Here is a 19385-nt window from a genome sequence, read left to right as displayed (position 1 = left end):
GAAAGACATTGTCATGACCGCAGAAACCATTCTTTCGAAACTGGGGCTAAGCACCGCCGAGCTCACCGGAGGAACGCTGAAAGTGACGTCTCCGATCGACAGCAGCCTTCTGGCTGAAGTGCACGAGATGCCGGCGGCGGAGATGGGTGCCGTGATCGGCAGGGCAAAAGCTGCGTTCAAAACGTGGCGAACCGTACCTGCGCCTCGCCGGGGTGAGTTGATTCGACTTTTGGGAGAAGAGCTGCGCGCCGCCAAGGAAGACCTGGGTGCGCTGGTCAGTTGGGAAGCAGGCAAGATCACGTCCGAAGGTCTGGGTGAAGTACAGGAGATGATCGACATCTGCGATTTTGCGGTAGGATTGTCGCGCCAATTGTATGGGCTGACAATTGCCAGCGAACGCCCTGGTCACCGGATGATGGAAACCTGGCATCCGGCGGGTCCCGTTGGTGTGATTTCGGCATTTAACTTTCCTGTCGCGGTCTGGTCGTGGAACGCGGCGTTGGCGATCGTATGTGGCAATCCGGTGATCTGGAAGCCGTCCGAGAAAACGCCGCTGACCGCGTTGGCCTGCCAGAAGATTTTCGAGCGAGCGGTGGCTCGGTTCGGAGACGCCCCAGAAGGATTGCTACAAACTCTGATCGGTGGGGTCGAACTTGGAAAAATACTGGTCGAATCGGAGGACGTACCAATCATTTCGGCGACCGGTTCTACTCGCATGGGTCGTGCTGTGGCGCCCATCGTGGCGGCCCGATTTGGCAAGTGTATTCTGGAATTGGGCGGCAACAACGCCATGATTGTCGGCCCATCGGCGGATCTTGAGATGGCGGTACGTGCGATCGTGTTCTCGGCCGTCGGGACCGCCGGGCAACGTTGCACCAGCTTGCGCCGCCTGATCGTGCATGATTCGATCAAAGAAGACTTGGTGGTTCGGTTGAAAAAAGCCTATGCTGGCTTGCCCATCGGCAATCCGTTGGACGAAGGTACTCTGGTCGGCCCACTTGTCGATGAGGCCTCAGCCAAGGCGATGGCCACGGCACTTGACGCGGCCAAGGCAGAAGGGGGTACCGTGTTCGGTGGATCCCGCGTGACCAAAGGTGTTCCCGCAGGCGGCGTCTATGTGGAACCGGCGATTGTCGAGATGCCGGGTCAGACCGAAACAGTCAAAACAGAGACCTTTGCGCCGATCCTTTATGTGCTGGGGTATGAAGATTTCGCAGAGGCGCTAGAGATCCAGAACGGCGTGCCCCAGGGCTTGTCATCTTGCGTATTCACTCTGAACATGCGCGAGGCGGAGCAATTTCTGTCGGCGGCGGGCTCTGATTGCGGTATCGCCAACGTCAATATAGGTCCTTCCGGTGCCGAGATCGGTGGCGCTTTCGGTGGCGAGAAAGAAACCGGCGGCGGTCGTGAAAGTGGCTCGGATGCTTGGAAATCCTACATGCGTCGACAGACCAACACGGTGAACTATTCCGCGGAGTTGCCGCTGGCACAGGGCGTTAAATTCGACATCTGATCATCGCCTAACTCGAAACGATCCGCCCCGACAAGCCGTCGGTGCGGATTTTCTTTTTTGTTCGTGATAACTGTCTGTCAACAGATAGTTGACTAGCCTTCCGGGGATCTTGAGAGTTCTTGGAATCGGCAGAATGCCATATGAAATCGCTTTACGTCCGCTTACGACTTTGTTGTTTGCCTCGGTTGGGATGATCTTCGGGGCGGCGTTCGGAAAGGCGGCAACCGATGAACGATTCACCGCAATCTGCGATTTGGCGGCGCAGCGAGCCGCGATGACAGAAGGTGTCCCGCTTGATGTGCTTCGTGCCATCACGCGGGTCGAAACCGGAAGAACGCGAAATGGCCGGCGGACGCCTTGGCCTTGGACTGTGAACCTTGAAGGTAGAGGGTTCTGGTTCGATACCGAAGCTGAAGCCAAAGCGTACGTTACCAAGGCGGTCAAAACCGGTGCGCGCAGTTTCGATGTCGGTTGTTTTCAGATCAATTATCGCTGGCACGGGCACGCGTTTCGATCAGCTGAAGCCATGTTCGATCCGCAGGAAAACGCCAGATATGCAGCTCGTTTCTTGAAGGACTTGCGTGCAGAGCTTGGTTCGTGGCGCGCGGCGGCCGGGGCATATCACTCGAGAACCGAATCGCTGGCTGCGGCCTATTCCAATCGCTTTGAAGCGACCTTGGCCGCCTTGGACGCCACCCCTGAGCCGGAGCCAACAAAAGTAGATGCCGACCCATTCACCCGCATGGCCATCCCGTTGTTCGTGATCCCCGGTTCGGGTGGTGGCGCGACCGCAATGGGGTCGTTGGTGCCGGTGTCAGACAGGCAAAAGGCCTTTATCCGAATTAACTAGGTTGCAAATGCAAAAACTCGACCCCCGTTCCCTTTTTTCCCCAACTGTATTGCTGGCGCTAGCGCTCATGGCTGTTATCGTCATGATGATCTTGCCAATGCCGGCTTGGGTGTTGGACTTGGGTCTGGCCGCTTCTTTCGCGCTGGCAATCCTGATTTTCACGCTCACACTGTTCATCGAGCGGCCGTTAGATTTTTCGTCCTTTCCGACCATTCTTCTTGCTTCGCTGATGTTGCGTCTGTCGCTGAATGTATCCTCGACCAAATTGATCATCGGGCAAGGGCATACGGGGCCAAATGCTGCTGGTGAGGTCATCGAGGGCTTTGCCCAATTCATCATGAGTGGCAGCATCTTTTTGGGTCTCGTCGTGTTTGGAGTTCTGTTGATCGTCAACTTTATGGTGATCACCAAAGGCGCCGCACGTATGGCTGAAGTTGGTGCCCGGTTTGCATTGGACGGGATGCCAGGAAAGCAGCTTGCCATCGACAGCGACATGTCAGCCGGTGCAATCGATCACAATCAGGCCAAGGAACGGCGCGAGACTGAACAACAGGAAACCACATTCTTCGGATCGCTCGACGGGGCATCAAAGTTCGTCAAGGGAGACGCTATTGCGGGCCTTCTAATAACACTCCTCAACCTCGTCATGGGATTGATAATGGGCGTCGCGGTACATGGTATGCCACTGTCCGCAGCTCTTGAAACCTATGCAATTTTGACAGTGGGCGATGGTCTCGTCTCGCAAATCCCGGCAGTGATCATTTCAATTGCATCCGCTCTGTTGTTGGCGCGTGGCGGTGCACAAGGGGCTACGGACAACGCCATCTTCTCGCAACTTGGCCGCCACCCCCCGGCACTGGCCACGGTTGGTGTTCTGATGGCCTTGTTCGCCCTGGTTCCGGGTCTACCTTTCGTGCCTTTCATGCTAGGGGCCGGGGTTCTAGGGTTTTTCGCCTTTTCGATTCAAAAAAAACGTCGGGCGGAAGCTGAGGACGCCAATCAAGTTGCCTCTTCGCAGCAGCAGCCCATGGCTCAAGCAATCGGCGATGTTCTGGAACTTGATGACGTACATCTTGAATTTGCACCCGATCTCGTTGCGATGGTTCTGGATCCTGGAACGGGGTTGGATGCCCGGATCGCCAATATGCGCATCCATGTCGCTACGGTTTTTGGTCTGATTCTGCCCGAAATCCGTCTAACCGATCAGAGCGAACTGCCGACCGGCACCTACGTCATTCGTGTACATGGGGTGGAACAGGCCCGTGGTGTTCTGAACCCGGATCTCGTTTTGGCGCTGGTGCAAGAGGGATCGGAGGTGTTGCCGGATGGCAAGGACGTAACCGAACCGGTATATGGCGCCCCCGCCCGTTGGTTGCGGCCGCAAGACCGCGAAGAAGCTGCCATGTCAGGGGCAACCATAGTGACGCCGCCAGAAATTCTTGCCACCCACTTGCTTGAAATCATAAAGAGGAATTTTGCCCGGCTACTGACCTTGAAATCTCTCCGGCGCACGCTGTTGGAAATGACGCGCCTCAGTGATCATGCCCGGGCGGAGGCTAACAGGAAGCTACTTGATGAGCTAATACCAGACAAAGTGCCGATCGACACCTTGCATGCAGTATTGCGGCTGTTGCTAGAGGAGCGTGTCTCAATCCGCAATATGCCACTAATCCTGGAAAGCATCGCCGAAGCGCGCTTGTTGACCACGCAAGCTGAATCGATCTGCGAGCATGTCCGCCAGCGGCTGGGGTTCCAATTGGTGGCAGAAATGAAGCGCGACGACGGGACGATCCCCCTGATTCAGCTTGCGCCAGATTGGGAGGACACGTTTTCCAGATATCAAATCGACGCAAACCCGTCCGGTCTGGATGTTGCCCTACCGCCGGAACTATTCAACAAACTCGCGGACGGTGTGGCTGACCGGATGATACGATCTTCGGAACAGGGCCTCTATCCGGCGTTGGTGACTTCCTCTCACCGAAGGAGATTGCTGCGGACCATCCTCCGGGCGCGGGGAGTTACCAACCCGGTACTTTCTTTCGAGGAAATCGGATTTGAAGCGCGGCCCGCATTGGTCGGTATGGTGGCTGCATGATTACGATGGTGCCGGGGATACTGCCTGAACTAGGGGATGAGATCTGGCATGTTTTCTCGGTTTTCCTGCGGGTATCTGCCGCCGTCTCGATGATGCCGGCATTTGGGGAACGAATGGTCCCTATGCGTGTCAAGTTGGGCATCGCTGTTGCTTTCTCGTTGATTGTGGCCCCTGCCGTTGAGGCCTCGTCGGGCCGATCAGATTTCGGCAGTTTGGTCGCTGTCATCTTGGTTGAGATTGCAATAGGCCTTGCTCTGGGAATTGTCCTGCGCCTGTTCGTGTTGACGCTTCAAACAGCAGGTTCAATTGCGGCGCAGGCGACATCGTTGTCACAGATCCTTGGCAACGCGGTCGCCGAGCCGGTTCCGGCAATGGGGTATCTACTAGTAATCGCAGGTCTCGCACTAGCTACAATCATGGGGCTTCACGTAAGGGCTGCCCTGTTTCTGATTGATAGCTATTCAGTGTTTCCTGTTGGGGTATTGCCCAAAGCTCCGGACCTTGCATCATGGGGAACACAACAGATATCGCAAAGCTTTTCGCGGGCACTTGGACTTGCTGCACCCTTTGTAATCACTTCGCTAACCTACAATCTGGCTTTGGGTGTCATTAACCGCGCCATGCCGCAGTTGATGGTCGCGTTCGTTGGCGCGCCTGCCCTCACTTTTGGCGGACTAATTCTTTTGTTTCTAAGCGCGCCACTAATTTTGACGGAATGGTCTGGGTCTTTGTTTGCGTTCCTATCGATACCGATTGGCAGCAATCCATGAGTGGTTCGGATGACGATACTGAAAAGTCTTTTGACCCAACGCCGCAAAAGCTTCTGAAGGCGCGTGAAAAGGGTGAAGTTGCAAAATCTACCGACATCTCGACCGTGGCAGGCTATGCTGGTCTGCTGCTTGCCCTGGCGGCTTTTGGCAAAGTATCGGTCGAACAGCTTGGCGTTCTGTTTGTGGTGCTCATTGATCAATCCGAGCTTTTGTCAGAATCGCTGGTATCTGGCTCCTTGCAGGCACCGATTGGGGGTATCCTGAGGCGTATTGCTTTGGCTGGTTCATTCTTGTTTCTGTTTCCGGCGTTGGCCGTTTTGCTGAGTATTGTCGCTCAACGGGCATTTGTTGTGGCGCCAAACAAAATCAAACCCAGGCTCTCGCGTGTCTCAGTAGTTTCCAATGCCAAAAACAAATTCGGTCGGAGTGGTTTGTTCGAGTTTATCAAGAGTTTTTTCAAATTACTTATCTACTCGGTCTGTCTGACGGTTTTCTTGCGGGTGAACTTTGTGGAAATCGTTGGGTCTAGCGTTGTTCCGGTTTGGGCCTCGTTGGTTCTAATGGCCGAGAAGCTAACGGAGTTCCTGTCCATTGTGGTGGCAGTGGCACTGCTCATTGGGGCGGTTGACTATCTTTGGCAACATGCCGAACACATCCGCAAGAACCGCATGTCTCGAAAAGAGATAATGGACGAAATGAAGGACGCCGAGGGCGATCCGCACATGAAGCAGCTGCGCCGGCAACGTGGGCAAGAGATTGCCATGAATCGGATGATGGCGGATGTTCCGACTGCAGATGTGGTGATCGTCAACCCAACTCATTTTGCGGTTGCGCTGAAGTGGTCACGTACACCCGGTTCTGCGCCAGTCTGCGTGGCGAAAGGTGTTGATGAAATTGCAGCATCGATCCGCGCCACGGCAAGTGAATCGGGTGTTCCAATCCATCCCGATCCTCCCACCGCGCGGGCCTTGCATGCTTCTGTTGAGATAGGGCAGGAGATCTCTGAGGAGCACTACAAACCGGTTGCCGCAGCTATTCGGTTTGCCGAGGCAATGCGCAAGAAGGCAAAAGGACGGGCATGAAGAAACTGCAACAGATGAAGAAGGCGGAAACTGCCAGCCACGCGCTGTATTTGCTTGAACTGGAAAAGATTCGGCCCGTGCTGGAAGAAGAACAGAAATCATTGCGCCAGTTAGAGCGCCTTGATGCGCAAAAGGCGGAAGTTAGAGAGACGCGGTTTCATATATCGGATTACCGTGCCATAGGTGCCGATCTGCTTTGGACAGGTTGGGAATCAAGGACGCGGCGAAAGTTGAATATGGACTTGGCGCGTACCAGGGCAAAAAAATTGGCCGCGTTGGATCAATTGCGCGACGCAATCGGGAAGAAAGAAGTTCTGGCAGAGCTCAACCAAAAAAAGGAACGAGAACTGAGGCAGTCTCGACAAACCAAGCAGTTTGAAGAGCTTGTCCAGTATGAGTTGATTAAGAGGAAAGCTTTGGAATAGGACACATTACTCAACGTTCAGCTATCCTGCCGGGCGATGCTCGTGATCAATACTCGGGATACATCATTGCCAAAATTCTTCTTGGCTGCGACCAGCAACGTGTTCTTGAGTTGGTCAAGATTTCTGGACTCCGTAAAGGTTCCGTCAAACCCGCCCTTGTTTGAGAAATCGAAAAGAATCTGCAGAAACCCGTCCCTCAGTTGGGGTTCTAGGGCATAGAGTTTTTCGCTGATACCAGGCCGGGCTTCAAGACTAAGAGAAATCGTAACCAAGGCAGAAATCCTGTCCCTCTCTACTACCGGAACGACGAACTGCTTGGTCAGCTTCAAGTATTCGGCTTCGCCAGCAACACTGTGTTCGTTTTTGAACGAAATCTTTTCTTGTGTGTGTTTTGAGCGATCAGACTCAGGAGCAGGATCGCGACTCGCACGAGTTGCCTCTTTTGGCGCGCCGCCATGAGTTGGGGAACCCAAGATCAAGCCGGCACCAGCGCCCGCACCAAGCCCTGCGAGGAGGAAAACGATAGGCAGAAATTTTTTGATCATTCGTTGCCTCAGAATGGAAGTAATGTGTCCAGGATTTGCTGACCATATCGCGGTTGCTGGACGTCGGTAATTTGTCCGCGACCTCCATAAGAAACCCGCGCTGATGCAATCTTGTCGTAAGTAATTTCGTTCTGGCGAGAGATGTCTTCGGGGCGGACAAAACCCGAGACCAGCAACTCGCGCATTTCAAAGTTCACTCGCAGCTCTTGGGAACCGGTTATTGACAGAACTCCGTTGGGAAGTACGTCGACAACTGTAGCCGCCACTCGCAAAGTCAGTTTCTCTTTCCGTTTGATCGACCCCTTTCCCTTGGTCGAACTTTCGGAGTCGACTGACACCGCCTCGTCGAAGGAAAAGCCGTCTGGTAACTTGTCTGTCGCTCTTTGCGGCAATCCTAAAAGCTGTGGAACAGCCAAGCTTTCGGACCCGGTTCGAGACCGGTTCGTGTCGTTGGAAATCTCGGCTTTTTCGTCGATTTCAATGACCACTGTAAGAATGTCTCCCTTTTTCATGGCACGCTGATCGCCAAGCAAAGAGCTTTGCCCCCCACTCCAAAGCGAAGACCGGTCGACCGACCTTTGGGGGTGACTATGTGTCGGTAGACCTGGCCACAACATCGCCACATGTTCAGGAGTTTCATTTGAGGACGTGAAGCTGGGTGGTTTGCCAAGGTGGTCCAATCGACCACAGGCCGAGACAGCCAGAGCGGAAAACAGAATGATTGTGCAAGAAGGGTGGATGCCCATTATTTTACCTCAATTCTTCCGTCTGGTCGAACCAGACCGCTTAACGTTGTTCGGGATGATAAATTCATGACGCGGATGACTTCGCCTGCGGCCCCGCGACCAAGCGCCCGCCCGTCAGCACTGATGGAAAGAGCTCCGCGATCGAAAACGATAGTTACCAGATCGTTGCGGTCAACGATGGCTGGCGGGCCGATATCGGCAATACGGATAGGACGGCCGGGATATAGGGCCACCCGCGCCTCTTTGCCGATCGCTTCGGAGGGGCTGGTGATCATTCCATCGACTTCACCAGGTCGTGTCGCGAGATCATCCATCTGGATGATCTGTTTGGCCCGGATCGTTCGTGTGGGAGCCACGGTGTCGGCCAAACCGATTTTGGCAAGGGAGAGCGCCAATAAAAGAATGAGGTTTCGCATCAGCGCACCTGGGTGGTCGCGCCCATCATCTGGTCGACTGCAGAGATTACCTTGGCATTCATCTCATATCCACGTTGCGCTTCGATCAGTTCTGTGACCTCTCGCACAGCGTCAACGGAACTATCCTCGAGATACCCCTGCCGCAACGTGCCTAGCCCATCCTCACCGGGCACGCCGATGACAGGTGCACCTGAGGCTTCGGTTTCTCGAAAAAGGTTGCTTCCGAGCGCTTCAAGTCCTTTGGCGTTTGAGAAACTGGCAAGCGTGAACTCTCCCAGTAGCTGAGCTTCGGTAGAGTCGTCGAAATAGGCATAGACTTGTCCGGAAGGATTGATGGAAATCGAACGGGCGTCGCTTGGAATTGTGATATCTGACGATATCGCGAACCCGTCGGATGTGACAATCAACCCTTCGGCAGATCGTTTCAAACTGCCATCCCGCGTATATGCTGATTGGCCGTTTGGCAGTGTCACCTCAAGATACCCGTTTCCGTCGATGGCAATGTCCAGATCGCTGCCTGTCGCGGACAATGTTCCTTGAGCCAGTTCAACCGTCACTGCGGCAGGCTTTACGCCGAGGCCAAGCTGGATGCCTGTCGGCAGAACCGTGCCATCCGCTGCATTCACGGTGCCGGCCCGTGCCATCTGCTGATAGTGAAGATCCGAAAACTCGGCCCGCCGCGCATTGTAGCCTGTGGTGTTCATATTGGCGAGGTTGTTAGAGATTGTCTCAACCCGCATTTGTTGTGCGGTCATGCCGGTGGCCGCGATTTTCAAGGCGCGCATAGAATTTTTCTCCTTGTAGGGTTCAACGCATCAGGGTTTTGATTGCGCCGCGAACGCGTTCGTCTTCGGTTTCGAGAAAACTCTGCCCTAGTTCATAGGCGCGCTGGACTTCTATCAGGCGGGTTATCTGCTCTATAGCATTGACGTTTGAACCTTCGAGAAATCCGTGGAGGATTCTTGACTCGTTAACGAGCTCCACTTCCCCTTCAACTTTGAATGTCACGCTCCCTTCGCGCGACATGGTGGCCGGACTCGTCGCCCGGTAAACTCCGATTTGTGCCAGAGGCTGTCCGTTGACACTGAGAGTTCCGTCATTTCCCACGCTGATCGAGGCTGCATCAGGAGGTATGAAAATCGGCGCGCCGTTGATATCTAAAACTCGACCACCGTTGATCGAAACAAGATCGCCCTCGGCGTTCGGAGAAAAACCTCCGGCGCGGGTCAGGCGTGTGCCCGATTGCGTCTCCACCATAAAGAATCCCTCGCCGTCGATTGCAAAGTCAAATTGCCCATCGGTTCTGGTCAGGACGCCCGGATTTGTTGCTGTGCTATGAGCCTGTGCACGAGCCATTGATGTTGACGGATAGCGACCGCCACTGTGAACGTACTCCGAAAACACGAGACCCTGCTGCCGGTACCCGGTAGTGTTCGCATTTGCGATGTTGTTTGCAACAATGCGGGTTTCATTCATCAAACCGGATTGCCGGGACAGGATGACATACGATGTGTCCATCAATAACCTCCCGAGATAAGGGGAACTAGGGTAGCTTGAAAAAACGACACGAGCGTTTGGGTCATGAACCCCATCGAGACCCAGAACACTGCCACAATAGCGATAAGCTTCGGGACAAAAGTCAGCGTCATTTCCTGAATGGAGGTCAACGCCTGAAACAGGCCAACAGTGAGGCCAGTAACCAGTGCGACTGCAAGAATGGGCACGGAAGTGATGACCGCTATCCAAAGTGCCTGACGCACGATGTCGAAAAACAACCCTTCGCTTAGCATGGATTAAACCGGCATGCGCAGAATTTCCTGATAGGCTTCGACAACCTTGTTGCGAACCGTTACTGCGGTTTCGACTGCCAGTTCAGTTTGCGCCAGCGCCTGAACTAGCGAATGCGGATCAACCTGTCCCACCATGGAGGATTGGACCAGCTCTTCACTATGTTTCAAAGCGGTGGCGAAATCCAAACCCGCCTTGTGCAGGTTTTGGGCGGCACTGTCTTGAGTCAAGTCGGGTCGTGTTGCTGGGCGGGCCGAGGCGTAGTTTTGTGCTGCTGTAGAGGTGAGGATATCCATTCTGGCTGTCCTTTATTTTCGTAACAAATCCATCAGGCTAGCCGACATCTGTCGGGCCTGGTCGAATAACTTGAGGTTGGCCTCATAGCTGCGTTGAGCTTCGCGGGCGTCGGCGACTTCAATCATCAGATCGACATTCGAACCCTCATAGTGGCCGGTTTCATCCGCCATAGGGTGGCCGGGATCGAAAACGCGACTGAGGTCGCGGCGATCAAGGCGAACGCGACCTGCTTGGACGAGGCTGCCTGCATCCGAATTTACTGTCTCAAACGGAATGGTCTTGCGGCGATATCCGGGTGTGTCGGCGTTCGAGATGTTCTCTGAAACGTGTCGCAACCGAGTTGCCTGTGCGCGCAATGCGCTGGCCGAAGTGGCGAGGGATTTTGAAAACTCACTCATTGTCCACCCCAGCCTCACGATTTTCCGAGGCTGATGCGCAACACGTTGAGAGAAGACCGATAAATGGCCAGAGCCCGGTCGTGTTGCCGCTTGATATCTACGGCCTTTAACATCTCTTCTTCGATCGAAACGTTGTTGCCGTTCAGTTCCTCTGGTCCGTTGGCCAGAGTCTCCGGCCAGGTGTAGTTGTCGGAGTCTTGACCATTCAAATGGAGCGCTCGACTCGCCCGCATCTCGACGCCTGAGGACGACTGTTCGAACACCTTTTCGAATGCTTGAATATCGCGGGCCTGGTATCCGGGCGTATCAGCATTCGCCATATTACGAGCAGTGACAGATTGCCGTTGCCCGGCATGCGTTGCCATTGCGTACGCTGTCTTAAAGACGTTCAGATCAGTGAACATCGGGGTTTCTCCCTCGATCAATTTCAATCAAGGCTTAACCCCGATTCCTTTAGAAACCGTTGTCGAGCACCAGAGGAGCAAATTTCGATGCATGCACCTGAACCAAGGATGTTGGACGCAGAGTTCAAGGAACTGAGCTATGTACGTCACGTGGGGCGGGTAATCAGTGTTGCACGCGGTGTCATCGACATTAAGAATATTGCGAACTCGGCAAGCGTTGGTGATCGGCTCTGTGTACAGCGCAAATCCGGGCCGCCCTTGACGGGGGAAGTCCTTTATGTCGGGCGTGATACGTGTCACATGTTGCCGGATGCCGCGCCTGAGGGGGTTAGCCTTGGCGATCGAGTTTCGCTGAAACCCGCCAAGTCATTTGCGCCGGGCCAGCACTGGATTGGCCGTGTTATTGACGCTTATGGAAAGCCATTGGACGGCAGGCCACTTTTGCGCGGCATTCAGGCTCGAAACTTGATACCGGCGCCGCCACCAGCTGTTGAGCGTAAGGCGTTGGGCGTACGCATGGCGACCGGCTTGGCGGTTCTGAATACGATTTTGCCGATAGTGCGTGGCCAACGGATCGGTTTGTTCGCGGGGTCTGGTGTTGGAAAATCCACGTTGCTGGCCACTCTGGCCAAATTCATGCAGGTCGATGTAGTGGTAGTCGCGCTGATTGGAGAACGCGGCCGCGAAGTCAATGAATTCGTAGAAAAGGCGCTCGGGGTTCAAGGTATGGCTCGCACCGTTGTCGTTGCGGCTACGTCAGATCAACCGGCTTTGGCGCGCAGGCGTTGTGCTTGGGCGGCTATGTCGGTTGCCGAATTTTTCAGAGATCAGGGGCTGAGTGTTCTGTTCCTTGCCGATTCGGTGACCCGGTTCGCCGAAGCACACCGTGAGGTCGCAACAGCAAGCGGAGAAGTTCCCGCGCTGAGGGGTTATCCCCCATCGGTAACTTCATTAATTGCGGGGTTATGCGAACGTGCAGGGCCGGGGACATCTGAGCAAGGGGATATCACCGCCGTTTTCAGCGTGCTTGTTGCGGGATCGGATATGGATGAACCCATTGCTGATATCCTACGGGGCACTCTAGATGGCCATGTTGTGCTCAGTCGCGATATCGCGGAACGCGGACGCTTCCCAGCCATTGACGTCTCTCGTTCAATCTCCCGCAGCCTGCCCGAGGCAGCCAGCCCTGAAGAGAACGAAATCATTGCCGAAGTACGCAAACTGCTTGGTCGTTACGAGCAATCCGAAGTCTTGGTCAAGGCGGGCCTTTATAACGAAGGTTCCGACCTTCAACTGGATCAAGCCATTCGAGTTCATGGCGAGCTTGATGCTTTTTTTGCCAAGGCCGACGCCAACGATCCCAATGATAGCTTCGAGCGGCTTTCGCTGATTTTGAGGCGCTCCAGATCCGGCCAGGCAAGGTAGATCCGTCCAAACAGTTTACTGACATTTTTAAATATTATGATGGCATTAATGTTCGCGCTGCTATCCCTTCCGTTGGGTGATACAAGGTGGTGGAGATGGGTGCGCGATCAAATACGGCGCCAATCATCATCAAGAAGAAGCGCAGCGTAGGTGGCGAAGGTCACCACGGAGGCGCGTGGAAAGTCGCATACGCGGATTTCGTGACGGCTATGATGGCCTTCTTCATGTTGATGTGGCTGTTGAATGCAACAACTGAAAAACAACGAAAAGGTCTGGCGGACTATTTTTCGCCAACCATCCAGGTAAACCCCATATCGGGCGGAGGTGATGGCGCTTTTGGTGGCGAAAGCATGTTTTCAGAGAAGACCCTTGTCATGGATGGGTCGGGCGCAACACGCCGCAATCCGGCGGACGCAATGCGCGCGCGCGGTTCGAGCGGCGTGAACCGGATGGGCGCCGACCCGAAGAACACCGAAGATTTCGCCACGCTTCAAGCCAGGTTGATGGGAAGAAGCGGTGAAAGCCTTTTATCCAAGAAACAGTTGGAACATATCGTGACGAAAGTCACTGACGAGGGGCTGGTCGTCGAGTTGTTCGCCACGGAAAGCGCTCCGTTGTTTGATGGAGATACGGATGAGCCGACCCAGTTGATGCGAGATCTGATCCGAGCGGTGGCAAGATCGTCTGACGTAGTAACCAATGAGATTGCCGTTGGCAGCCACGTTCGGGCCTATCCTGTGACCCTCGCTAACAATCCGACTTGGGATTTGTCCTCGACGCGCGCCAGTCAGACACGACTAATTCTGGGACGGTTCGGCGTTAAACCTGAGCGCATTCAGAGAGTCATCGGGCATGCTGACAGAAAACCGGTGGAAGAAAACCCGATGGCTGCACGCAACAATAGGATCGAAATCATATTCCTACGACACTGATAGCTCGGGATAGCACGCATTTTTCCTATTAGCGCGTTGTTAAGTTCCCGTGCGCTAAACGTTGCATCACAGTCCAACAAACGGAAGCAGAAAGGCGCCCTGATGACCATTTCCTCTTCACTGAATGCTGGTGTCGCGGCGCTGAAAGCCAACGCCAATAAGCTGGCCACCATTTCCGACAACATTGCGAATTCTTCGACCTTTGGATACAAAAGGGTCGAAACAGATTTCCACTCCATGGTTACTTCGAGTTCCGGTGGCGCTTATTCTGCTGGTGGTGTTCGCACGACGAGCCAACGGTTGATCGATCAGCGAGGTTCACTGGTCACAACCAACAATTCCACGGACTTGGCAGTGCGTGGGCGCGGTATGTTGCCCGTCGCACCAAGTTCGCAGATTTCGTCGGACGCGACTGAAATGTTGCTGGCAACAACGGGTTCGTTCCGAACTAATGAGGAAGGGTATCTGGTCACGGAATCGGGGCTTGTATTGTTGGGCTGGCCCGCTGCCCCAGATGGGTCGATTCCGAACCTTCCACGGGACACCCCTGCTGGCTTGCGACCCGTGCAATTGAGTGTAAACCAGCTTTCAGGCTCTCCGACGACGCAGATGACACTTAGAATGAATTTGCCCGCAACTGGAACCGAGGCGGGCTCTTCAGGCGACACGCAGCCGCTGTCAGTGGAGTATTACGATAACCTTGGTAAATCGGAAAACGTCAACATCGAGCTGATTCCAACCATTCCCGCATCGGGTGTCAGCAACGAGTGGACTATGTTCCTGCGCGATTCTGGGTCGGGTGGGGCGTTGATCGGAGAATACACGCTGACGTTCGATGATAGTCGCACGACTGGTGGGACGCTTGCCAGTGTTACCACAGTGTCGGGCGGTGCGTACGACCCGTCGACAGGCAGTGTTTTGGTAAATGTTGCCGGCGGGCCGATGGAGATCAACATCGGACAGTTGGGAGATTCGAATGGGATCACCCAACTGTCCGATACGTTCGCACCTGTTTCGATTACTCGTGACGGATCCGCCGTAGGCACGATGACCAGCGTGGAGGTAGATGAAAACGGATTTGTCTATGCCTTCTATGACACTGGCGTCAGCCGCCGCGTCTTTCAGATCCCGCTCGTTGACGTACCAAATCCAAACGGGTTGAACGCATTAGACAGTCAGACCTATTCTCCGTCTCGCGAGAGCGGCACGTACTTTCTTTGGAATGCAGGTGAAGGCCCCACTGGAGACCTCATTTCCTTTGCGCGTGAAGAATCGACCACCGATGTGGCGACTGAGCTGACCGCCATGATCCAGACGCAACGAGCCTATTCATCCAGCGCCAAAGTCATTCAAACGGTCGACGAAATGTTGCAGGAGACGACGAATATCAAGCGTTGAAGCCCGTGAGCATGAAGGAACTTAGAAATGAATCTTTCCACGGCATTTCAGAGCGCGCTTAGTGGCCTAACCGCCGCCAGTCGCGGGGCTGCAGTTGTCTCGGACAATATTTCGAACGCCCTGACTCCTGGGTACTCTCGACAATCAGTAGAGCTGGAGAGCAGTTCAATATCTGGTAATGGGGTTAAGATTGTTGGCATTACGCGGCACAGCGATCCAGTCTTGACGGCAAATCGAAGAATGGCTGACGCCAGCCATGCCAGTTCATCCATTCTTGGTGGATTCTTCAGCTCCTTCGAGAAACTTGTTGGAACGGGGGATGATTCTTACTCTATTGCGAACCGGCTAGCGAATCTGGAAAGCAGCCTTATCGCGGCGGCCAGTGATCCCGGTTCCGCGACCCGTCTTGATCAGGTTGTGATAAACGCTCGTAATCTGAGCGATGGCATAAATCGCGCTGCTGCCGGAATACAGGCTCTTCGATCGGATGCAGACCGGCGTATAGGGCAACAGGTTGACAGATTAAATTCGGCGCTCAAGGGGATCGAAGCGCTCAACGCGCGAATCCCCGCAATACTGAACTCCGGAGGACGCATTTCGGGTCTTCTCGATCAGCGGCAGACATTAGTTGACACGGTCAACGAAATAATTCCTGTCAGGGTCATCAATAGGGAAAACGAGCAGGTTTCTCTCTATTCGAATGGGGGGGCAATTCTTTTGGAAGGTCATGCAGCTGAGTTTTCCTTTTCAGTTACAGGGGCGACTCTTTCACATATGACAATCGAGAATGATTTGCTGTCGGGATTAGAGATCAATGGCACTCAGGCTCGGATATCGGGGGAGAACTCCTCGATTCCCGGCGGCAGCCTTGCGGCATTGTTCGAAATTCGTGACGATATCGCCATCGAGGCGCAGGCGGATCTGGATATTTTGGCTCGCGACCTGATTGAGCGGTTCGAGGCACCAGGGCTGGATTCGACACTTGGCGTAACCGATCCGGGGCTGTTCACCGACAATGGCAGCAGGTTCGACGCCGCAATTGAAACCGGTTTGGCCGGTCGAATTCAATTGAACCCCGTCGTTGACCCCGTCATTGGCGGCCACAGCTGGAAGCTGCGAGATGGCCTCTATGCCGCAGTACCAGGAGAGCAAGGCGATGCCAGGCTTTTGCACAGATTTTCGGATGCACTGAGCAGCCCTCGGGTCCTTCCATCTTCCCGGTTCGGCACTGGCGAAATGTCCGCCGCCGAGATCAGCGCAGCCTTGTTGTCAAAAACCGGACAAAGCGTCCATACAACTGGCGCTCGAGCTGCATATTTTGCGGCCTCGAAACTCGAGATGCAACGCATTGAGAGTGAGCAAGGCGTGGACACCGATGCGGAACTGCAGAATCTGATGAGGATCGAGCAATCCTATTCGGCCAATGCGAGGATGATCCAGGTTTTGGATGAATTAATGGAAACTCTTTTGAGGTTGTAAGGCATGGTTATGAACACGATTGGTGATCTTGCCCGAGGGTTGTCGCTGCAATCCCGCAGCACCGTGATAAAGCAGCAGATTGAAACGCTCTCCTACGAGTTGTCATCGGGCCGGGTATCGGATCTGTCCGCAAAGCTAAGGGGTGACTATTCGCAGATCGTGGACCTCGACCGCATGCTGGAGCGACTTGATGGCTTTCGAGTTGTCACATCTGAAGCTGGACTGCTTGCCGCCGGAATGCAGGGAAGCCTGACGGTCATCAATGATAGTGTATCTAGGTTATCTGCGTCACTCCTTTCTTTTGGTTCTTCCAATCAAGCTGTCACTTACGAACAGGCAAGTGTTCAGGCGCGGAATGATCTGGAAACTGTGATATCGACACTTAATACGCAGGCCGGTGGGCGTTCTCTTTTTTCGGGAATGGCGACGGACACGGTACCGCTTGAAGCGACCGAAACACTTCTGTCAGCGCTGCGCGCCGAAGTCTCCGGATCGGCGACTGCTCATGAAGTCCAGCAGGCCGCGAGCGATTGGTTTGATGACCCTGCCGGTTTTCGGGCCGTTATGTATCGTGGATCTGAAAACAGCTTGGCACCGATGCGCGTATCGGAAACCGATCAGATAAGTCTTTCCTCAACGGCGGATGACAAGGTGTTTCGGGGTGTATTGCGCGCGATGGCTTTAGCCGCATTGGCGTCCGACTCAGCTTTGGGGTTGCCGAAGGGTCAGCAAGCCGAGCTTCTCAAGTCCATGGGAGAAGACTTGACCAACACGAATGATGCCGTCCTGAACACGCGAGCAGAGATCGGAACAGCCGAGGCACGCGTGGAACAAGCTGTGATCAGAAACTCCGTTACTCAAGCCAGCTTAGAATACACGAAGGGCAATTTGATTGGTGCGGATCCATATGAAACTGCAACACGACTTCGAGAAGCACAGTTTCAGCTTGAGGCTTTGTATTCGGTCACGGTTCGAAATTCCAATCTTTCACTGGTGAATTTTCTGAGATGAGGCTTCTTCTATTTCTTATAGTTTTGCTGATGCCAGATCTTTCTGGGGCGAATTCGATCCGGCTCAAGGATCTGGTTGATTTCGATGGAGTTCGAGGAAACGATTTGATCGGATACGGACTGGTGGTTGGACTGAATGGCACAGGTGACGGGTTGCGGAACTCGCCCTTTACCGAAGAAATCATGTCGAACATTCTCGAGCGTCTGGGTGTCAATGTAACCGGTGAGCAATTTCGCCCGAAAAACGTGGCGGCAGTTTTGGTAACAGCAAGCCTGCCCCCATTTTCGCGGGTCGGCAGCCAGATCGACGTGACAGTTTCAGCTATTGGAGATTCCAAAAGTCTGTTGGGTGGCACATTAATCATGACGCCGCTGAATGCCGCAGATGGTCAGATATATGCAGTCGCCCAGGGTACTGTTCTAGCTGGTGGGGCGGCTGTAGAAGGAGAGGCGGCCTCCATTGTTCAGGGTGTGCCCACTTCTGGTGTTATTCCCGCTGGCGCGCGGGTCGAGCGAGAGATTGAGTTTGATCTGAACACTCTGACGCAGCTTCGATTGGCGTTACGCGAACCTGATTTTACCACCGCGGGACGGATTGAGGTAGCTATCAACCGCGAATTCAACAACAGAGTTGCGATCATGCGCGATTCCGGCACAGTGCAACTTGATATTTCCGCAACGCGGACTTTATCCACAGCCCATGCCATAGGTCGGATAGAAAACATCCTTGTGGAACCGGAGCGTAAGGCACGTGTCGTGGTCGATCAGAGGTCCGGAACAATCGTCTTGGGTGATGACGTTCGGATTTCGCGTGTCGCGGTGTCTCAGGGAAATCTGACACTTCGCGTCGAGGAATCGCCGATTGTCGTGCAACCAAACCCTTTTGCGGACGGCCAAACCGTAATCGTGCCGCGTACGACGGCCGACATCGAAGAGGATGAAGGTACGCGGCTAGCTGAAGTTCCTGACACTACTTCGCTAACGGATGTGATTACAGGATTAAATGCATTGGGTGTCTCGCCGCGGGACATGATTGATATCTTGAAAACCATTAAGGCAGCGGGCGCGTTGCATGCGGAATTCGTGGTTCGCTGAAGTTGCCGACATTCGCGTGGCTCAATAGGCGAAAACGGCGACCGTCGTCTCCTGCTGTGGCCCCAATGACCCAAAAGTGACATCTTGCGGTCAATCTGCCAGCGAAACCCATAAAACACGGGCATCCTCTTTGCTGGTCGACACGCAGCCGTGTCCCATGCCGCTGTCATAGTAAACGGAATCCCCGGCTTTCATTTGAAGAGGGCGATAGTGTTCAGTGTAGAGCGTCACCTCGCCGCTGAGAACGAACATAAACTCCTCACCGCGATGGCGCACCCAGTTGTCGAATTCCGTCACGTCTCGGGCTTTGATCGTACTGATATAGGGCAGCATTCGTTTGCTGGTCAGCTCCGTGCACAGCAACTCGTGGTCGTAGGTTCGGGTTTCCTGATGCTCCCCGCCTCTAGAGCGAGTGAAATCGCGCCGGCCCGAGATATCGCTTTGGGCGGATTGAACAAAGAGCTGAGGTGTTTCTAACTCCAGTGTCTGCATCAGCCGTCGGATGATTTCAAAACTCGGGCGTGTTTGGTTGTTTTCGATCTTCGACAGAGTAGATCGCCCGATCGCAGCCGCCTTAGCCGCCTCTTCCAGAGTCAGCCCTTTTTCTTTTCGGGCATCGCGAATCATTTTCCCAAGTGTTTCGCCATCTGGCGCTTCAATTGCTTCGGTTACGATGCCGGTTTCTTCGGTTTGAACGGGTTCCATTGTCAAAATCCC

Annotated in this window: 22 protein-coding genes; 12 read left to right on the top strand and 10 right to left on the bottom strand. The window is 54.3% G+C overall.

The features are described 5' to 3' along the window. Positions 1-13: 13 nt before the first annotated feature. The 6 genes from amaB to AC2FMY_RS00480 all read left to right on the top strand — a co-directional run bounded on the left by amaB (position 14) and on the right by AC2FMY_RS00480 (position 6735). Positions 14-1513 (top strand): L-piperidine-6-carboxylate dehydrogenase, encoded by a 1500-nt coding sequence (gene amaB, locus AC2FMY_RS00505; protein ID WP_496806846.1) that lies wholly within the window; start codon positions 14-16, stop codon positions 1511-1513. A 133-nt stretch (positions 1514-1646) separates the two neighbouring features. Beyond that, positions 1647-2363, top strand: coding sequence for a transglycosylase SLT domain-containing protein (locus tag AC2FMY_RS00500; RefSeq protein ID WP_496748593.1), 717 nt, complete (start codon positions 1647-1649; stop codon positions 2361-2363). Between the two features lie 7 nt (positions 2364-2370). Next, positions 2371-4458 (top strand): flagellar biosynthesis protein FlhA, encoded by a 2088-nt coding sequence (gene flhA / locus AC2FMY_RS00495; protein ID WP_496748594.1) that lies wholly within the window; start codon positions 2371-2373, stop codon positions 4456-4458. Beyond that, the gene (locus AC2FMY_RS00490) at positions 4455-5228 is read left to right on the top strand and encodes a flagellar biosynthetic protein FliR (protein WP_496748595.1); all 774 of its coding nucleotides are present in this window, start codon (positions 4455-4457) and stop codon (positions 5226-5228) included. Before flhA ends, AC2FMY_RS00490 begins: the two co-directional genes overlap by 4 nt. Further along, positions 5225-6310: a flagellar type III secretion system protein FlhB gene (gene flhB, locus AC2FMY_RS00485; protein ID WP_496806845.1), complete on the top strand. Its 1086-nt coding sequence runs from the start codon at positions 5225-5227 to the stop codon at positions 6308-6310. The genes AC2FMY_RS00490 and flhB overlap by 4 nt, the downstream gene beginning before the upstream one ends. Continuing rightward, entirely contained in the window at positions 6307-6735 is a 429-nt protein-coding gene (locus tag AC2FMY_RS00480; protein WP_496748584.1) for a hypothetical protein, read from the top strand. The genes flhB and AC2FMY_RS00480 overlap by 4 nt, the downstream gene beginning before the upstream one ends. 17 nt (positions 6736-6752) lie before the next feature. Here AC2FMY_RS00480 and AC2FMY_RS00475 read toward each other — a convergent pair whose 3' ends face one another. The 9 genes from AC2FMY_RS00475 to AC2FMY_RS00435 are packed head-to-tail and all read right to left on the bottom strand — an operon-like array spanning position 6753 to position 11329. Then, positions 6753-7280, bottom strand: a complete 528-nt coding sequence (locus AC2FMY_RS00475) for a flagellar basal body-associated FliL family protein (protein ID WP_496748583.1) — start codon at positions 7278-7280, stop codon at positions 6753-6755. A gap of 8 nt (positions 7281-7288) precedes the next feature. Further along, positions 7289-8026: a flagellar basal body L-ring protein FlgH gene (gene flgH, locus AC2FMY_RS00470; RefSeq protein WP_496748582.1), complete on the bottom strand. Its 738-nt coding sequence runs from the start codon at positions 8024-8026 to the stop codon at positions 7289-7291. Then, complete coding sequence (flgA, locus tag AC2FMY_RS00465; protein WP_496748581.1) at positions 8026-8442, bottom strand: flagellar basal body P-ring formation chaperone FlgA; 417 nt, start codon at positions 8440-8442, stop codon at positions 8026-8028. The genes flgH and flgA overlap by 1 nt, the downstream gene beginning before the upstream one ends. Next, the gene (gene flgG / locus AC2FMY_RS00460) at positions 8442-9227 is read right to left on the bottom strand and encodes a flagellar basal-body rod protein FlgG (protein ID WP_496748580.1); all 786 of its coding nucleotides are present in this window, start codon (positions 9225-9227) and stop codon (positions 8442-8444) included. Before flgG ends, flgA begins: the two co-directional genes overlap by 1 nt. Before the next feature lie 22 nt (positions 9228-9249). Then, complete coding sequence (locus tag AC2FMY_RS00455) at positions 9250-9960, bottom strand: flagellar hook-basal body complex protein (RefSeq protein WP_480751611.1); 711 nt, start codon at positions 9958-9960, stop codon at positions 9250-9252. Next, on the bottom strand, positions 9960-10232 hold the full coding sequence (locus AC2FMY_RS00450; RefSeq protein ID WP_480751613.1) for a flagellar biosynthetic protein FliQ: 273 nt from the start codon (positions 10230-10232) through the stop codon (positions 9960-9962). Before AC2FMY_RS00450 ends, AC2FMY_RS00455 begins: the two co-directional genes overlap by 1 nt. A gap of 3 nt (positions 10233-10235) precedes the next feature. Continuing rightward, on the bottom strand, positions 10236-10526 hold the full coding sequence (gene fliE, locus AC2FMY_RS00445; protein ID WP_496748579.1) for a flagellar hook-basal body complex protein FliE: 291 nt from the start codon (positions 10524-10526) through the stop codon (positions 10236-10238). 12 nt (positions 10527-10538) lie between these two features. After that, positions 10539-10925: a flagellar basal body rod protein FlgC gene (gene flgC / locus AC2FMY_RS00440; protein WP_480751616.1), complete on the bottom strand. Its 387-nt coding sequence runs from the start codon at positions 10923-10925 to the stop codon at positions 10539-10541. Positions 10926-10939: 14 nt separating this feature from the next. Beyond that, positions 10940-11329: a FlgB family protein gene (locus tag AC2FMY_RS00435; RefSeq protein WP_496748578.1), complete on the bottom strand. Its 390-nt coding sequence runs from the start codon at positions 11327-11329 to the stop codon at positions 10940-10942. 87 nt (positions 11330-11416) lie between these two features. On the opposite strand from AC2FMY_RS00435, the gene AC2FMY_RS00430 reads away from it, so the two are divergent. The 6 genes from AC2FMY_RS00430 to AC2FMY_RS00405 all read left to right on the top strand — a co-directional run bounded on the left by AC2FMY_RS00430 (position 11417) and on the right by AC2FMY_RS00405 (position 18668). Continuing rightward, positions 11417-12754, top strand: a complete 1338-nt coding sequence (locus AC2FMY_RS00430) for a FliI/YscN family ATPase (RefSeq protein ID WP_480751619.1) — start codon at positions 11417-11419, stop codon at positions 12752-12754. A gap of 95 nt (positions 12755-12849) precedes the next feature. Further along, the gene (locus tag AC2FMY_RS00425) at positions 12850-13686 is read left to right on the top strand and encodes a flagellar motor protein MotB (RefSeq protein WP_496746979.1); all 837 of its coding nucleotides are present in this window, start codon (positions 12850-12852) and stop codon (positions 13684-13686) included. Positions 13687-13788: 102 nt separating this feature from the next. After that, positions 13789-15084, top strand: a complete 1296-nt coding sequence (locus AC2FMY_RS00420) for a flagellar hook protein FlgE (protein WP_480751623.1) — start codon at positions 13789-13791, stop codon at positions 15082-15084. 27 nt (positions 15085-15111) lie between these two features. Beyond that, positions 15112-16563, top strand: coding sequence for a flagellar hook-associated protein FlgK (flgK, locus tag AC2FMY_RS00415; RefSeq protein WP_496806844.1), 1452 nt, complete (start codon positions 15112-15114; stop codon positions 16561-16563). Between the two features lie 9 nt (positions 16564-16572). Next, complete coding sequence (locus AC2FMY_RS00410; RefSeq protein WP_496806843.1) at positions 16573-17574, top strand: flagellin; 1002 nt, start codon at positions 16573-16575, stop codon at positions 17572-17574. Continuing rightward, a complete protein-coding gene (locus AC2FMY_RS00405) occupies positions 17571-18668 on the top strand; it encodes a flagellar basal body P-ring protein FlgI (protein WP_496746989.1) in 1098 nt (365 codons plus the stop codon). Before AC2FMY_RS00410 ends, AC2FMY_RS00405 begins: the two co-directional genes overlap by 4 nt. 90 nt (positions 18669-18758) lie before the next feature. Here AC2FMY_RS00405 and AC2FMY_RS00400 read toward each other — a convergent pair whose 3' ends face one another. Then, positions 18759-19373, bottom strand: coding sequence for a helix-turn-helix domain-containing protein (locus AC2FMY_RS00400; protein WP_480751629.1), 615 nt, complete (start codon positions 19371-19373; stop codon positions 18759-18761). Between the last annotated feature and the right edge of the window lie 12 nt (positions 19374-19385).

The organism is Ruegeria sp. YKSE079 (assembly GCF_059612845.1).
The sequence above is the reverse complement of the archived record's forward strand: the minus strand, read 5'-3'. Positions and strand labels throughout refer to the sequence as shown.

What these genes read in the sequence shown, in the direction of transcription:
- AC2FMY_RS00455 (WP_480751611.1), bottom strand. Translation starts at nt 9,960, where the DNA reads ATGGACACATCGTATGTCATCCTGTCCCGGCAATCCGGTTTGATGAAT.
- AC2FMY_RS00430 (WP_480751619.1), top strand. Translation starts at nt 11,417, where the DNA reads ATGCATGCACCTGAACCAAGGATGTTGGACGCAGAGTTCAAGGAACTG.
- AC2FMY_RS00490 (WP_496748595.1), top strand. Translation starts at nt 4,455, where the DNA reads ATGATTACGATGGTGCCGGGGATACTGCCTGAACTAGGGGATGAGATC.
- flhB (WP_496806845.1), top strand. Translation starts at nt 5,225, where the DNA reads ATGAGTGGTTCGGATGACGATACTGAAAAGTCTTTTGACCCAACGCCG.
- flgG (WP_496748580.1), bottom strand. Translation starts at nt 9,227, where the DNA reads ATGCGCGCCTTGAAAATCGCGGCCACCGGCATGACCGCACAACAAATG.
- AC2FMY_RS00450 (WP_480751613.1), bottom strand. Translation starts at nt 10,232, where the DNA reads ATGCTAAGCGAAGGGTTGTTTTTCGACATCGTGCGTCAGGCACTTTGG.
- amaB (WP_496806846.1), top strand. Translation starts at nt 14, where the DNA reads ATGACCGCAGAAACCATTCTTTCGAAACTGGGGCTAAGCACCGCCGAG.
- AC2FMY_RS00435 (WP_496748578.1), bottom strand. Translation starts at nt 11,329, where the DNA reads ATGTTCACTGATCTGAACGTCTTTAAGACAGCGTACGCAATGGCAACG.
- AC2FMY_RS00410 (WP_496806843.1), top strand. Translation starts at nt 16,573, where the DNA reads ATGAACACGATTGGTGATCTTGCCCGAGGGTTGTCGCTGCAATCCCGC.
- AC2FMY_RS00475 (WP_496748583.1), bottom strand. Translation starts at nt 7,280, where the DNA reads ATGATCAAAAAATTTCTGCCTATCGTTTTCCTCCTCGCAGGGCTTGGT.
- AC2FMY_RS00400 (WP_480751629.1), bottom strand. Translation starts at nt 19,373, where the DNA reads ATGGAACCCGTTCAAACCGAAGAAACCGGCATCGTAACCGAAGCAATT.
- AC2FMY_RS00405 (WP_496746989.1), top strand. Translation starts at nt 17,571, where the DNA reads ATGAGGCTTCTTCTATTTCTTATAGTTTTGCTGATGCCAGATCTTTCT.
- flgC (WP_480751616.1), bottom strand. Translation starts at nt 10,925, where the DNA reads ATGAGTGAGTTTTCAAAATCCCTCGCCACTTCGGCCAGCGCATTGCGC.
- AC2FMY_RS00480 (WP_496748584.1), top strand. Translation starts at nt 6,307, where the DNA reads ATGAAGAAACTGCAACAGATGAAGAAGGCGGAAACTGCCAGCCACGCG.
- AC2FMY_RS00420 (WP_480751623.1), top strand. Translation starts at nt 13,789, where the DNA reads ATGACCATTTCCTCTTCACTGAATGCTGGTGTCGCGGCGCTGAAAGCC.
- AC2FMY_RS00425 (WP_496746979.1), top strand. Translation starts at nt 12,850, where the DNA reads ATGGGTGCGCGATCAAATACGGCGCCAATCATCATCAAGAAGAAGCGC.
- flgA (WP_496748581.1), bottom strand. Translation starts at nt 8,442, where the DNA reads ATGCGAAACCTCATTCTTTTATTGGCGCTCTCCCTTGCCAAAATCGGT.
- fliE (WP_496748579.1), bottom strand. Translation starts at nt 10,526, where the DNA reads ATGGATATCCTCACCTCTACAGCAGCACAAAACTACGCCTCGGCCCGC.
- flgK (WP_496806844.1), top strand. Translation starts at nt 15,112, where the DNA reads ATGAATCTTTCCACGGCATTTCAGAGCGCGCTTAGTGGCCTAACCGCC.
- flhA (WP_496748594.1), top strand. Translation starts at nt 2,371, where the DNA reads ATGCAAAAACTCGACCCCCGTTCCCTTTTTTCCCCAACTGTATTGCTG.
- flgH (WP_496748582.1), bottom strand. Translation starts at nt 8,026, where the DNA reads ATGGGCATCCACCCTTCTTGCACAATCATTCTGTTTTCCGCTCTGGCT.
- AC2FMY_RS00500 (WP_496748593.1), top strand. Translation starts at nt 1,647, where the DNA reads ATGCCATATGAAATCGCTTTACGTCCGCTTACGACTTTGTTGTTTGCC.